13 protein-coding genes and 1 pseudogene are annotated in these 14,587 nt (G+C 34.6%); 12 read left to right on the plus strand and 2 right to left on the minus strand.

Going from position 1 to position 14,587, the window contains the following annotated elements:
• The first annotated feature begins 7 nt into the window (after nt 1-7).
• The 9 genes and pseudogenes from accB to ABXT06_RS11885 all read left to right on the plus strand — a co-directional run bounded on the left by accB (nt 8) and on the right by ABXT06_RS11885 (nt 6,800).
• Entirely contained in the window at nt 8-493 is a 486-nt protein-coding gene (accB, locus tag ABXT06_RS11840) for an acetyl-CoA carboxylase biotin carboxyl carrier protein (protein ID WP_095928350.1), read from the plus strand.
• A gap of 108 nt (nt 494-601) precedes the next feature.
• Nucleotides 602-1,948: an acetyl-CoA carboxylase biotin carboxylase subunit gene (gene accC / locus ABXT06_RS11845; RefSeq protein WP_274254562.1), complete on the plus strand. Its 1,347-nt coding sequence runs from the start codon at nt 602-604 to the stop codon at nt 1,946-1,948.
• Nucleotides 1,949-2,031: 83 nt separating this feature from the next.
• Nucleotides 2,032-3,209, plus strand: a pseudogene (locus ABXT06_RS22755) (IS3 family transposase); the annotation flags it as partial.
• 484 nt (nt 3,210-3,693) lie between these two features.
• Nucleotides 3,694-3,990 (plus strand): hypothetical protein, encoded by a 297-nt coding sequence (locus ABXT06_RS11860; RefSeq protein WP_354590952.1) that lies wholly within the window; start codon nt 3,694-3,696, stop codon nt 3,988-3,990.
• Between the two features lie 75 nt (nt 3,991-4,065).
• A complete protein-coding gene (locus ABXT06_RS11865; RefSeq protein WP_111365738.1) occupies nt 4,066-4,362 on the plus strand; it encodes a hypothetical protein in 297 nt (98 codons plus the stop codon).
• Nucleotides 4,363-4,390: 28 nt separating this feature from the next.
• Nucleotides 4,391-4,681, plus strand: a complete 291-nt coding sequence (locus ABXT06_RS11870; RefSeq protein ID WP_354590953.1) for a hypothetical protein — start codon at nt 4,391-4,393, stop codon at nt 4,679-4,681.
• A 17-nt stretch (nt 4,682-4,698) separates the two neighbouring features.
• Nucleotides 4,699-4,992, plus strand: coding sequence for a PepSY-like domain-containing protein (locus ABXT06_RS11875; RefSeq protein ID WP_354590954.1), 294 nt, complete (start codon nt 4,699-4,701; stop codon nt 4,990-4,992).
• A gap of 16 nt (nt 4,993-5,008) precedes the next feature.
• Nucleotides 5,009-5,305 (plus strand): PepSY-like domain-containing protein, encoded by a 297-nt coding sequence (locus ABXT06_RS11880; RefSeq protein ID WP_354590955.1) that lies wholly within the window; start codon nt 5,009-5,011, stop codon nt 5,303-5,305.
• 136 nt (nt 5,306-5,441) lie between these two features.
• Nucleotides 5,442-6,800: a sigma-54-dependent transcriptional regulator gene (locus ABXT06_RS11885; protein WP_354590956.1), complete on the plus strand. Its 1,359-nt coding sequence runs from the start codon at nt 5,442-5,444 to the stop codon at nt 6,798-6,800.
• 25 nt (nt 6,801-6,825) lie between these two features.
• On the opposite strand, the gene ABXT06_RS11890 is transcribed toward ABXT06_RS11885, so the two are convergent.
• Together ABXT06_RS11890 and ABXT06_RS11895 are read right to left on the minus strand one after the other, a co-directional pair.
• The gene (locus ABXT06_RS11890; protein ID WP_354590957.1) at nt 6,826-9,267 is read right to left on the minus strand and encodes a hybrid sensor histidine kinase/response regulator; all 2,442 of its coding nucleotides are present in this window, start codon (nt 9,265-9,267) and stop codon (nt 6,826-6,828) included.
• 175 nt (nt 9,268-9,442) lie between these two features.
• On the minus strand, nt 9,443-11,344 hold the full coding sequence (locus ABXT06_RS11895) for a S9 family peptidase (RefSeq protein WP_354590958.1): 1,902 nt from the start codon (nt 11,342-11,344) through the stop codon (nt 9,443-9,445).
• A gap of 273 nt (nt 11,345-11,617) precedes the next feature.
• Between ABXT06_RS11895 and ABXT06_RS11900 the strand changes: the two genes are divergently transcribed.
• Genes ABXT06_RS11900 through ABXT06_RS11910 form a run of 3 tightly spaced genes read left to right on the plus strand, consistent with a single transcriptional unit; the run spans nt 11,618 to nt 14,467 of the window.
• Entirely contained in the window at nt 11,618-12,730 is a 1,113-nt protein-coding gene (locus ABXT06_RS11900) for an NAD(P)/FAD-dependent oxidoreductase (RefSeq protein ID WP_354591058.1), read from the plus strand.
• Complete coding sequence (gene mtgA, locus ABXT06_RS11905) at nt 12,730-13,521, plus strand: monofunctional biosynthetic peptidoglycan transglycosylase (protein ID WP_354590959.1); 792 nt, start codon at nt 12,730-12,732, stop codon at nt 13,519-13,521. Before ABXT06_RS11900 ends, mtgA begins: the two co-directional genes overlap by 1 nt.
• Nucleotides 13,496-14,467, plus strand: coding sequence for a lipid A deacylase LpxR family protein (locus ABXT06_RS11910; RefSeq protein ID WP_354590960.1), 972 nt, complete (start codon nt 13,496-13,498; stop codon nt 14,465-14,467). The genes mtgA and ABXT06_RS11910 overlap by 26 nt, the downstream gene beginning before the upstream one ends.
• Nucleotides 14,468-14,587: the final 120 nt, after the last annotated feature.

Genomic DNA, 14,587 nt, shown 5'->3' on the forward strand with positions numbered 1-14,587 from the left:
AATCATTATGGATTTAAAAGAAATTCAAAACCTAATCAAATTTGTTGCAAATTCGGGCGTTGCAGAAGTGAAGTTAGAAATGGATGATGTAAAAATCACGATCAGAACAACTTTAGAAACAAATGTAACTGAAGCAACTTACGTACAGCAATTACCTGCTCAGGCAGCTTTACCTCAAGCGGCAGTTCCACAAGTTACAGCTCCAACAGTTGTAAGTGTAACTCCAGAAGCACCAGCTGCTAACGATTCTAAATATATTACTATAAAATCTCCAATCATTGGTACATTCTATAGAAAACCATCTCCAGATAAACCAGTTTTCACTGAAGTTGGAAGCACTGTATCTAAAGGTGATGTTCTTTGCGTAATTGAAGCAATGAAATTATTCAACGAAATCGAATCTGAAGTTTCTGGTAAAATTGTAAAAATTCTTGTAGACGATATGTCTCCAGTAGAATTTGACCAACCTTTATTCTTAGTAGATCCATCATAAATAAATTTAGATTTTAGATTTTAGATTTTAGAATGGTTCACAGTAAGTTTTGTTAATCATCTAAAATTATCTAATTATCAAATTGTCTAATTATCTAATTAAAATAAGATGTTTAAAAAAATATTAATTGCGAATAGAGGAGAAATTGCACTACGTGTAATTCGTACATGTAAGGAAATGGGAATCAAAACTGTTGCAGTTTACTCTACAGCCGATGCAGAAAGTTTACATGTTAAATTTGCTGACGAAGCGGTTTGTATAGGTCCTCCTCCGAGTAACTTATCGTATTTGAAAATGTCAAATATTATTGCAGCTGCAGAAATTACAAATGCAGATGCAATTCATCCAGGTTATGGATTTCTTTCTGAGAATGCAAAATTCTCTAAAATCTGTCAAGAGCACGGAATTAAATTTATCGGTGCTGCTCCAGAAATGATCGACCGTATGGGAGATAAAGCTTCTGCAAAAGCTACAATGAAAGCGGCAGGAGTACCATGTGTGCCAGGTTCAGATGGATTGTTAGAATCTTACGAACATGCACAAAAAGTAGCTAAAGAAATTGGTTATCCAGTTATGATGAAAGCTACTGCTGGTGGTGGTGGAAAAGGAATGCGTGCTATCTGGAAAGAAGAAGAGCTTCAAAAAGCTTGGGAAAGTGCACGTCAAGAAGCTGCTGCGGCATTTGGAAATGACGGAATGTACATGGAGAAACTTATTGAAGAGCCACGTCATATCGAAATTCAAGTTGTTGGAGATTCTTATGGAAAAGCATGTCACCTTTCTGAAAGAGATTGTTCAGTTCAGCGTCGTCACCAAAAACTAACTGAGGAAACACCTTCACCTTTCATGACAGACGAACTTCGTACAAGAATGGGAGAAGCTGCTGTAAAAGCTGCCGAATTCATTAAATATGAAGGAGCTGGAACTGTAGAATTTTTGGTTGATAAACACAGAAACTTCTACTTCATGGAAATGAATACTCGTATTCAGGTGGAGCACCCAATCACAGAACAAGTTATTGATTATGATTTGATCCGTGAGCAGATTATGGTTGCTGCAGGTATTCCAATTTCAGGAAAAAATTATTTACCACAATTACACGCTATTGAAGTTCGTATTAATGCCGAAGATCCTTATAACGATTTTCGTCCTTCACCAGGAAAAATTACTACGCTTCATATGCCAGGAGGACACGGAGTTCGTTTAGATACTCACGTTTACTCAGGATATAGCATTCCGCCAAATTACGACTCTATGATTGCTAAGTTAATTACAACTGCGCAGTCTCGTGAAGAAGCTATCAGCAAAATGCGAAGAGCTTTAGATGAGTTCGTAATCGAAGGTGTGAAAACTACAATCCCTTTCCACAGACAATTAATGGATGATCCAAAATATATTGCAGGAGATTATACAACTGCATTTATGGATACATTTAAAATGAATAGTCCAGAATAATTAAAAAGGCTTCCAGATTTGGAAGCCTTTTTCTTTTATAAGGCTGTCTCGTCCTGAAATAGCGATACACAAAAAAGTATCGCATGGATAATTACTCAAAACGCACACAGAAAGATTACACACTTAGTTTTAAACTTGGTGTTGTTAAAGAGGTTGAATCTGGGATTTTTTCAGTAACCTCTGCTCAAAGGCACTATGGAATCCAAGGCCGTTCCACGGTTGTAAACTGGCTCAGAAAATATGGTAACTTTGATTGGGAGAATCAAACACCATCAAATATGCCAAAGACACCCGAACAAAGAATTATGGAGCTTGAAGCCAAGGTAAAACTTTTGGAAAAACAAAAAGCCCATCTTGAAAAACAAAACCATATCTCTGACTCTAAAGCTATTATTTTTGATATGATGATAGATCTGGCTGAAAAGGAATATAATATTGATATTCGAAAAAACTCGCCACCCGAACAATCCAATCTTTCAGAGAAGAAAGGCAGGAAAGCATAAGCTTCATCTGTGGTTTGTTCGGGATAAGCAGACAGGTTTATTATCGGATTATCAAACGTACCAAGCTCAGGAGAGACCTGGCAGAACAGGTTGTAGAACTTGTCAATGAACAGCGTGCGGTACAGCCTCGGCTTGGCACGCGCAAACTATACCATATTCTCAATCTAAAGCTAAAAACCTTAAAGGTGGGCAGGGATAAGTTCTTCGGTATTTTAAAAGCAAATCACTTGCTGATAAAGCCAAAAAGGAGTTATCATGTTACCACATGGTCACATCATCGTTTTAGAAAACATCCTAATCTCATAGAAGAGTTAGATATAAAAAGACCTGAACAAGTATGGGTATCGGATATTACCTATATCGGCAAACGTGAGAAGCCTTGTTATTTAAGTTTAATAACAGATGCTTATTCAAAAAAGATTGTGGGCTATGAAGTATCTGATTCTCTTAATACGCAAGGATGCATCAATGCTTTAAAAATGGCATATAAGAATAGGGTGTTTAGAACTGAACCCTTGATACATCATTCAGACAGGGGAATACAATACTGCTCAGATGAATATCAGTATTTTTTAAAGAAATACAGCCTAAAATGCAGTATGACACAAAACTCAGATCCTTATGAAAATGCCGTAGCTGAAAGAATAAATGGAATATTAAAACAGGAATTTATGATTGACGCTTATCATCTTGATCTATATTTAATGAAAAAGCTAGTAGCTGAGACTATTGACAAATACAATCAAATTAGACCGCATTGGTCAAACTATATGCTGACTCCCAATCAAATGCATCTGCAAAGTACTATTAAAATGAAAACCTATAAAACAAAAAACAGAAGTAACTTGAAAGCTACTTCTGTCTGAAAAAATATATTTTTACTATTATTAATCCTGTATCGTTATTCTAGGACTAGTCAGGCTTTATAAATTCCAATATTCAAATTCCAAATTCCAATATTGGAAACCTAAACTTTAAATGAGGAGCTTAACTTTACCATAAACTTTGGAATTTGGAATTTACAAAAATTGGAATTTCTTCCAAGGTTACACTATTAGTGTTTACTTATTACACACCTTTTTTCTCTTTTACACACCTTTTCGATTTTTTATTTTTTTACTATATTTGATGTAAAGTGTTTAAATATAGGTTTTTACAGTCTTTGGCACGGTTCTTTTCTTTTACGGCATAATAATTTCATTACCTAAAGCGTAAACAACTATTAATTTAAATATATACGTTATGAAAAAATTATTTTTATCAGCCGCAATTGTTTTAGGAGGTTTAACTTCATTCGCTTCAACTAATCAAGTAAGAAACACAATCGTAAAAACGATTTCGATCGAAGACGAATACACTGAAATCAAATTAGAAGAATTACCTGCTGCTATTACAGAATCTTTGAAAAAAGCATACCCAGAAGCAGTAATTACTAAAGCATATAAAAACGAAAAAGCTCAGTATAAACTTGATGTAACTGTTGGCGACAAAGTTGGAAATCTTTTCGCAAATGCAGATGGAACTTGGATCAAACAATAATCTTAAACTAATGTCTTGTGAAAATCCGGATCAAGAATACTAAGATCAAATTAACTATATTAAAAAACAACTATCATGAAAAATTTATTTTTATCAGCCGCAATCGTTTTGGGAGGTTTAACATCATTTGCTTCAACTTCTCCAATTTCAAATACAATCGTAAAAACAATCTCTATTCAAGATGATTACACAGAAATTAAATTGGAAGAACTTCCGACAGCTGTAACAGACGCTTTGAAAAAAGCATATCCAGATGCTGTGCTTTCTAAAGCATTTAAAAACACAAAATCTGAGTACAAGCTTGAAGTAACTGTTGGAGATAAAACAGGTAATCTTTTTGCTAACGCAGACGGAACTTGGATTAAAAAATAATTAAAGTCTAACCCTTAAAACTATAACTATGAAAAAGTTAATCTTATCGGTGGCAATTGTCTTAGGCAGTTTGTCGATGCATGCAGAAACCACTGCTGTGACCAGCCCAATGGTACAGACAGTTAATGATCAGGATGGATATAAAGAAGTAGACGGAGTTCCGGCAGCTGTGAAGAAAGGCTTAGATGAAGCTTATCCTGGTGTAGTGCTTGAAAAAGCATGGGTAAATGATAAAAAGGAGTACAAAATTGAGATAACCGTTCGAGGTGAAAAATCGATCGTTTATACAGATGCTTCTGGTAATATTCTTAAAAAATAATTTAAACCACAAATATTATGAAAAAGTTAGTTTTATCAGCAGCGATTGTTTTAGGAAGTTTTTCAGTAAATGCTGCAGTTCTTCCAGCAATCTCAATTACTCAATCAGCAATTTTTCAAGATGCATTTACTGAAGTAGCTGCAGACCAAGTACCAGCAGCGGTGAAATCTACAGTTGAAAAATCGTTTCCAAACACTAAGTTAGAAAAAGCTTATAAAAACGATAAAAACGAGTACAAGCTTGAAATTTCAAGTGGAGACAAGAAGTATACAATTTTCACAGATGCTTCTGGTAACATCATCAAGAAATAATTAAAAAATCAGCATTATGAAAAAGTTAATCTTATCGGCAGTAGTTGCTTTAGGAGTCATGTCAATTCAAGCAAATGTATTGCCTGTTTCTCAAAATAGTAATGTAACTGTGGCTATTCAATCAGAATACACAGAAGTTACTGCAGATGCTGTACCTGCAGCTGTAAAAACAGCCTTGCAGACCGCTTATCCGGGAGCAAAACTGGACAAAGCATTTGTAAACGAAAAAAAAGAGTATAAACTCGAAATATCAGTTGGAGACCAAAAGGCTACTGTATATTCAGATGTCAATGGAAACTGGTTGAAAATATAATTAGGTGAATTTAGATTTATGTTTTTGGTGAAAAAGAGATTGCGTTGTGCAATCTCTTTTTTTTTACATATTTTACATAATTTTGTGAAATAACAAGTTTAATAATATTATTTTAGCAAAAAGTCCCTAAAAGCAGATGCCGAAGATATTAGTAATAGAAGATGATATTGCGTTTTGTAAATTATTAGAAAAATTTCTAATCAAAAAAACGTACGATGTAACGATAGCTTTCTCTGCAGCAGAAGCACGTGAAGCAGTTAAAAATGAGTCATTCGATTTGATTTTGACAGATCTTCGCTTACCTGATTCTGATGGTATTGGACTTATGTCTGAATTTAAAAATTCGCACCCTCATATTCCTGTTATTTTAATGACGGGCTACTCAGATGTAAACACTGCTGTTAAAGCCATTAAAAATGGAGCTGCAGATTATATCTCGAAACCTTTTAATCCAGATGAGGTTCTTCTGGTTATTACCAATGCATTGCAGGCTCCAAAAGCTGAAGAAGAACAATCTGAAATTCCGGAAAAAAAGAAAAAAACAGCTAAAAAGTCAGTTACGGCCGAAAATGAATTTGTTAGAGGAATCTCTGTTGCTTCGAAAAAGCTTCTAGATCATATTCAATTAGTTAGTCCAACTGATATGTCTGTTCTTATTATTGGCGAAAGCGGAACAGGAAAAGAAATCATTGCAAAGAGCATTCATCAGCAGAGTAGAAGAAAAGACAATAATTTTATTGCAGTTGATTGCGGAGCGATTCCGAAAGAATTGGCGGCAAGCGAATTTTTCGGTCACTTGAAAGGCTCTTTTACTGGAGCAATCAGCGACAAAAAAGGATATTTTGAAGCTGCAAATGGCGGAACTTTATTTTTAGATGAAATTGGAAACCTTTCGTACGAAAACCAAATTCAATTATTGAGAGCGCTTCAAGAAAGAAAAATAAAACCTGTTGGAAGCAATAAAGAAATAAACGTTGATATACGCATTATTACGGCTACCAATGAAGATTTGCGCGAGGCAGTAAAAAACGGCGATTTTAGAGAAGATTTATACCATAGAATCAACGAGTTTTCAATCCAGTCGCCATCTTTAAAAGACCGAGGAGAAGATTTAATGGTTTTTGCTGATTATTTCTTAGAAAAAGCCAATGAGCAATTGGATAAAGATGTTATCGGATTTTCTCCAGAAGTGGTTTCTATTTTTCAGAATTACAATTGGCCAGGGAATTTACGAGAATTGCAAAATTGCGTAAAACGCGCCACTCTTTTAACTCGAGGCGATTTTATAGAAAGCGATGTGCTTCCTGCAGAATTTTTTCAGATTCAAAAACAGCAGTGGGGCGCAAATGAAGTTTTCTCATTGTCTGAGAACGAAAAAGAAACGATTATTAGTGCTTTATCAAAAACGCAGAATAATAAATCTGAAGCAGCCAAATTGCTGAAAATTACCAGAAAAACACTTTACAATAAATTGAAACAATACAATATTGAGTAAAAACTACTTTTGGAAAGAGTTGGGTTTAAATTTCTTGTTTTAAATCTTCAAAAAGTACTCTTATTTTTTCGTCTAAATCTGTATATGTAGCATTCACATCGATTGTGTTTAGGTCTTCTTTTTCTAAATCTTTGAGAAGTTCACCAATTTTATTGGCCTGAATTTGTTTGAACATTGGAGCAATACGATGCGCGATAGATTTTATTTCGTCGTGATTTTGCTCTTTAATAGCAATTTTCAAAAGCTCGATATTTTCTAAAGTAGTTTCTATGAAAGATTTTAATACCTCTTTCAAGGCAGATTCATCTTGCCCTAAAAAATCTTTCAAAGTATCTAAAGAATACAGTTGAGAACTATTTTTGTTTACACTTTCTGTAGATTCAGCTATAGGAACTTCCTCATGATCTAAAATATGCTGAATAGTTTCCAATAAGATTTTTGGCGAATAAGGTTTCTTTACAACGGCTGTAAAACCAGCATTTTTATAAACTGAAAGATCAAGGTCTGTGCGTCCAGTAAGCGCAATTACAGGCTGGTTTTTGAAGATGTTTTCTGAATGTTCACGAAGTTTTTCTAAAAACATAAAACCATCGATTTCTGGCATTTGAATATCGGTAATAACAAAATCGAAAGGCGTGCTTTTGATTGTTTCTAAAGCTTTCGCTGGATTGGTAAAAGAAAATACCTGATGCTGTTCTTGCTTTAAAACACCGCTCGTTAAATTCAACAGATTTATGTCGTCGTCTACAACAATAAAAGTTTGTTTTTTGATGTTTTTTGACGGTTTGCTTTTGATTTCGTTTAAAGCAATATTTCCTTGACTGCTATCAAATATTAAAGGCAATTGAATCGTAAATGTGCTTCCTTTTCCGAATATGCTGTCTAAGCTTAAGCTTCCGCCCAAAATAGAAATAATCTTCTGGCAAATTGACAAACCTAAACCAGTTCCGCCATATTTCTTTTCAATGTTTTCATTGGCTTGAGCAAATTCTTCAAAAACTAATTTCTGATTGGCTTTTTCAATCCCGATTCCAGTGTCTTGAATCGAAATGGTAAAAAACTGATCGTCATTCGCGTAAGCGGCAATTCGAATATGGCCTTCTTCCGTAAACTTATAAGCATTTCCAATAATGTTAGTCAGAATCTGTTTCAAACGAAATGGATCTCCAACAATGCGCTGCTGAAACTTTTCGTCTACATTAATAATAAGGTCAATATCTTTCTGTTTATAAACTGTCTGAATGTTTCTGGCAACATCTTCAATAATCTCGGGTAATGAGAACGGAACTTTTTCTATCGAAATTTTTCCAGCTTCAATCTGTGAGAAATCTAATAGATCCTGAACCAGCTGCGTAATATATTCAGAAGAGTTTTTAATGTTTTTAATGAAATACGATTGCTTAGTATTGACATCTGAATTGCCTAAAAGTTCAGAATAACCAACTATCGTACTTAAAGGAGTTTTTAAATCGTGACTTACGGTTGAAATTAATTGTTCACGGCTTTTCAGTAGATTCTTTGTTTTGAAATTCGCAATTTCCAATTGTTTTTTATACAATTGAGATTTTGAATAATCGCTTACAATTAGAATCGAAAAGAATACAGTCAATAATAAACCAATAACCGCAGAAGCTGTGACAATCTCGTTGACTCTTTTTAATGATTTTTCTTTTAATGAATTGTTTTTGATCGAATTGATGATAATTTCTCGCTCAATAATTCGAAGTATTTTTCTAAGCTGATCCGAAATGGCGATTTCATTCTGAAGCAGTTTGTTTTCTTCAAAATTTAGAGACTCTTTCTTCTTTTCTGCTTTTAGTTTTACAGAACTCAAAAGCTTTTTAGAATTAGCCAAAATAGAATCAGAAGCTTTTTTACTTAAAGTATTGGTGCTGTCATCTGGAATATTCGAATTTAAATAATCGACATATTGCTGTAAAACGCTTCTTTGATAACTGCCCAATTGGTTTGGGTTTTTGGTGAAATCCTGAAGTTCGAGTTTTCTAAGATTAAACTCCATTTTCGTGATTTCATCAATAGCCGTATTTACAGAAGTTTCGTCGTCTGCTTTGTTTTTTATTTCTCTTAATTGTTTGATGTTTTCTGTCTTTTCAGCCAAGAAATAAGTAACACTATCCAAAAGTGTTTTTTGATATTCTGTAGTTACAATCTGTTTTAAAGTATCAATGCGTTTACGAAGAGAATCGGTTTCAATCAGATAATTTTTAAAATCTTTTTCAGAATTATTTTGAATTGTTTGCCTGGCTAAACTTTCTGTTTTATAAACATTAGAATAAAGTCGGCTGACTCTAAGGATTTTGGTTTTTTCTAATGCAATTTTATCTTCCAGTTTGTTGTAAACGACATTTTCAGAATATAGAAACCATCCAACTGTTACAACCAAAGCCAATAATGCAACATAGCTGAATAAAACTTTGATTGCGGTGTAGCTTCTTTTTGTTTCCATATTTTGCTTGAAAGATTTGAGGGAATCCGGGATTATTAAAACATTGCAATTTATTTAAAAAAATCTGTTTTACGAAGAGCAAATCTACCGAATATGTTACATAATTGTAAGATGTTTAAAGAAAAACAGCCGTAGATTATATAAATCTACGGCTGTAAAATAGTGTTTTTATGTGTTACAAAGTCTCATCTAACCATTTGAAGAATTCACCTTGCCAAACCTGTGCATTTTGTGGTTTTAAAACCCAGTGATTTTCGTCTGGGAAATAAACAAATCTACTTTTGATTCCTCTTAATTGAGCAGCTTGAAAAGCTTCTTGTCCTTGTCCGATTGGCACACGGTAATCTTTTCCTCCTTGGAAAATCAAAATTGGCTTATTCCAGTTCTGAACCAAAGTTGCAGGGTTAAAAGTTGTATATGCTTTTTGCGCTACTGCGTTATCTTTTTCCCAATAAGGTCCACCGAAATCCCAATTGTTAAAGAAAACTTCTTCAGTTGTTCCTAGCATAGAAACAGTATTGAAAACGCCATCGTGAGCAATGAAAGTTTTGAAACGGTTTTTGTGGATTCCAGCTAAATAAAATACAGAATACCCACCGTAACTAGCACCAACACATCCTAAACGGCTTTTGTCAACATAGCTTTCTTTTGCCACATCATCAATCGCAGAAAGATAATCGTCCATAACTTGTCCGCCCCAATCTTTACTGATTTGTTCGTTCCACTCAACTCCATGTCCAGGCATTCCACGACGGTTTGGAGCTACAACTACATAACCTTTAGCAGCCATTAAAGAGAAATTCCAACGGAAAGAATACGATTGTGTCAATGCACTTTGAGGTCCGCCTTGGCAGAACAATAAAGTTGGATATTTTTTTGAAGCGTCAAAATTTGGAGGAAGAATTACCCAAACCAACATTTTTTTACCATCAGTTGTAGTAACATAACGCTTTTCTGTTTTGCTTAAAGCCAAAGTTTTGTACGTTTCTGTATTTACATTTGAGATTTGCTTCCAAGTGTTTTTCTTCAAATTGAAAGAATAAATTTCACCTGCGTGATTCATGTCTGTTCTAGTAACGATAATATCATCTCCAGAGAAACCAATTAAATCATTCACATCAAAATCTCCATTTGTCAATTGACGAACGCTGATTGCGATTTTAGTTAAACCAGGGAAATTAACAGAAAAAAGTTGTTTTGTTCCGTCAATTGGAGCCACAAAAAATATGGTTCTTCCGTCTTTGCTCCAGATAAAATTATCTACAGTTCCGTCCCAGTTTGCCGTTAAGTTGGTTTTGATTCCTTTAAACTCAACAATAATATCATTTTTATCAGATTCATAACCGTCACGTTTCATTTGCAGCCAAGATAAATTTCCTGATGGAGAAAATTGTGGTGCCGTATCGTAACCTAAATTGCCCTCGGTTTTATTAGTTGTTTTTTGAGTTTCTAAGTTGTACTCATAAATATCTGTGTTGGTAGAAATTGCATAAGCAGTTCCTGCTTTTTTCTTGCAAACATAAAAAATGCTTTTGCTGTCTGGCGACCAGATATAATCTTCGTCACCTCCAAAAGGTTTTTGCGGAGAATCGAAAGTTTCACCTTTCATAATGTCGATTCCTTTTGCTCCGTCTTTGTTTTCTTTATAAAAAACATGATTAAATTTCCCTTCGTTCCAAGTATCCCAGTGACGGTAATCTAAACCATCATAAATTTGAGCATCAGACTTGCCAAGGCTTGGGTAGAAATCTTTACCTAAAACTTTATCAATTTTTACTTCGTCATTGTAAACGACAAATTTTCCGTCAGGCGAAATGTTTTTATCAGCCAAGATTTCTTTAGTGTCTTTAATTTCGGTTGCATTTCCTCCGTTTACAGGAATCGTGTAGATTTTAGAAGTCGATTTGTTGTCGGCCACAGAAGGCGTTGAAACTTTAAAAACGACATTTTTCGCATCTTTAGAAATGCCAAGAGGTGTCACTCTTCCTAATTTCCATAACAATTCTGGTGACATTACATTCTGTCCGATAGCATTTAAACTCATCATTATTAAGGTTGTTAATACTACTTTTTTCATAATCAAATTATTCTATTTTTTGTGCGCTAAAAATACAACTTTTAAATCCCAAATTGTTAAATCCGGAATCTCAATTATTGTTAAAGTTTTGAATGATATTGTACGATTGTCACCCTGAGCGAAGTCGAAGGGCGTACAGTAGAGAGGCTTCGACTCCGCTCAGCCAGACAAAGTATTTAAATCAACTTACATTTCTTATATGGTTAAAAAAAATTGTAATTTAACCCAAGATTGTAATTTGGATTTTTTAAAATTTTGGAATTTAATAAAGTTATGGAACTAAGTTATTGGGAACTCAAAAATTGGTTTACAAATGTTGATTATACGATTGTAGGCAGTGGGATTGTTGGCCTGCATACAGCATTACGCTTGCGCGAAAGATTTCCTGCAACTAAAATTCTGGTTTTAGAACGCGGCATGTTACCACAAGGAGCAAGCACAAAAAATGCTGGTTTTGCTTGTTTTGGAAGTCTTTCTGAAATTATGGACGACTTAAAAACACATTCAGAAGACGATGTTGTGGCACTTATAGAAAAACGATGGAAAGGTCTTCAATTACTTCGAAAAAGATTGGGTGATCAAGCAATTGATTTTAAGCCTCATGGTGGATATGAATTGTTTTTGAAAGAAGACGAACTAGGGTTTAATGAATGCATTTCTAAAATTCCGTTTATCAATGAAATTCTGAAACCGCTTTTTAAAGCCGATGTTTTTTCGAAAGAAGTAGACCGTTTTGGATTTCAGAATATTCAAGATTATTTAATTTTTAATCCATTTGAAGCGCAAATTGATACTGGAAATATGATGCAGGAATTGTTGAAGCAGGCAGTTTCGGCAGATATTTTAATCTTAAATCAGCAAACAGTAAAATCGTACCTCGATACAGGAAATCATGTTGAAGTTGAGGTAAACGATTTTAGCTTTAAAACCCAAAAAATACTTTTTGCAACAAATGGTTTTGCAAGTGAATTGACCAAAGGTGCCGTAAAACCAGCAAGAGCGCAAGTGCTTATTACAGAACCCATTCATAATTTAGATATCAAAGGAACGTTTCATTTAGATCGTGGTTATTATTATTTTAGAAACATTGGTGACCGTATTTTGTTAGGCGGAGGCCGAAACCTTGATTTTGAAGGAGAAACAACAACCGAATTTGGACAGACGAAAATTATTCAAAATAGATTGGAAGATTTATTGAAAAATGTAATTTTACCAAATCAGGATTTTCAGATTGCGCACCGATGGAGCGGTATCATGGGAATAGGAAATAGTAAGAATCCTGTCGTAACCCGACTTTCTGAAAATGTGTTCTGCGGAGTGCGTTTGGGCGGAATGGGAGTCGCGATAGGAAGTTTAATAGGAACAGAATTAGCAGATTTAATATAATGGCAGCAACCAAAAAACCGGCACCAAAAACTACTACAAACAAACCAAAACCGAAGACTTCGTCTTCAAAAAAATCGAATCGTTCTTTTGGAGAAAAAGTAAAATGGTTTTTTATTAAAGCGGCTTTATGGTTTTTTGGAATCTCTATCGGGTCGGTTATATTTTTTAAATATGTTCCTGTGCCATTTACGCCACTAATGCTCATTCGTGCCATCGAAAATAAGATGGCTGGAAAAGAAGTTTATTTTGACCACGATTGGGAACCGATTGATAAAATCTCAATGAATTTGCAAAAAGCCGTTATTGCCAGCGAAGACGGAACTTTCCTTACACATAATGGGTTCGATTTTAAAGCACTTCAAAAAGCTTATAAAAGTAACGAACGAGGACGTAGAATCCGTGGTGGAAGCACCATTTCGCAGCAAACAGCCAAAAATGTCTTTTTATGGCAGGGAAAAAGTTATTTCCGTAAAGGGCTTGAAGCGTATTTTACCGTTTTAATTGAAATTATCTGGGGTAAAGAGCGTATCATGGAAGTATACTTAAACAGTATCGAAATGGGTGACGGAGTTTACGGCGCTTATGCCGCAACCGAACATTGGTATCGCAGAGATGCTTCGAGCCTAACTCCAATGCAAGCAGCAGGAATTGCGGCGATATTGCCAAATCCGAGAAAATTTAAAGCGACAGGCTCTTCGAGTTACATTAATAGAAGAAAAGAACGAATTGTGCGCGAGATGCGTTACGTCGGAAAAATTAATTATAATGGAAAAGAGGAGAAGAAGAAGTAAAAAAACGCTTTTTGCTTTTCTGATTTTGACTGTAACGTTAACTTTTGGGCAAGGAAAAACAACAGAAATTGGTTTTATATCGGATAACGATTTATACACATCGTCTAAATACGATATGTATTATACTAATGGTCTGGAGCTTTTTTACAGGTTTTTATCAAAAAACAATAATCCAAAAATCAATAAAAAAATTACCGAATTTCGTGTCGGGCAATATATTTACAATCCGCGATTTATAAACAAAGAAGCAGTCACAGTAAATGACCGTCCTTTTACAGCTTATCTTTTTGCAGAAGTTGGTAGAAGTTTTTTTTACGAAAGCGAATCGGTTTTAAAGACAGATTTCCAAATAGGTTTTCTTGGTCCAAATGCCTTAGGCGAAGAATTGCAGGAAGGTTTTCATAAAATAATTGGCTACAAAAAAGTATATGGTTGGGAAAACCAAATTCATAATGCTTTAGGAGTACAGGTTCACGCTGTGTATTCAAAAAAAATGTTTCCGCCAAAACACAACGATTTTGTAGATTTTCATTGGCATTCAGAAGGAAATCTTGGAACTATTTTTTCAGGAATTTCTACAGGATTTATGGCGAGATTTGGTTTTAAAAAGCTGCTTCCAATTTATGACTCTAATATGCATAATGCTTCAGTAAATGCACAGGCACAGCCAAATATTAAAGAGTTTTATTTCTACGCGGCGCCAAGTGTCAATTATCAGTTTTATGATGCTACAATTGAAGGAAGTATGTTTAATGATACAAGTCCCGTTACTTTCAATTTGGAACCGCTTCGCTTCAACGCCGAAGCTGGTTTGAAATACCGACACAACAACTTTAATGTTTCGTATTCTTTTCTTTATCGAGGACGTGAATTGAATGATCCTGGAATTGATACTAATTCTGGATATTTTTATGGATCGATAAGGGTGGGGTTTTTGCTAAGATAAGCTAAGTTATATTCTATACCGCATCTAGTACTACATAGTGCTATATAGTGCGTTGCACTATCTTGATGCTTTTAGGCTTTCAGCCTATACTAAAAAAGCTCTGAAAGAGCGCAACCACTA

This window comes from Flavobacterium sp. UW10123 (assembly GCF_040538975.1).
In the GTDB taxonomy this organism is placed as follows: Bacteria; Bacteroidota; Bacteroidia; order Flavobacteriales; family Flavobacteriaceae; genus Flavobacterium.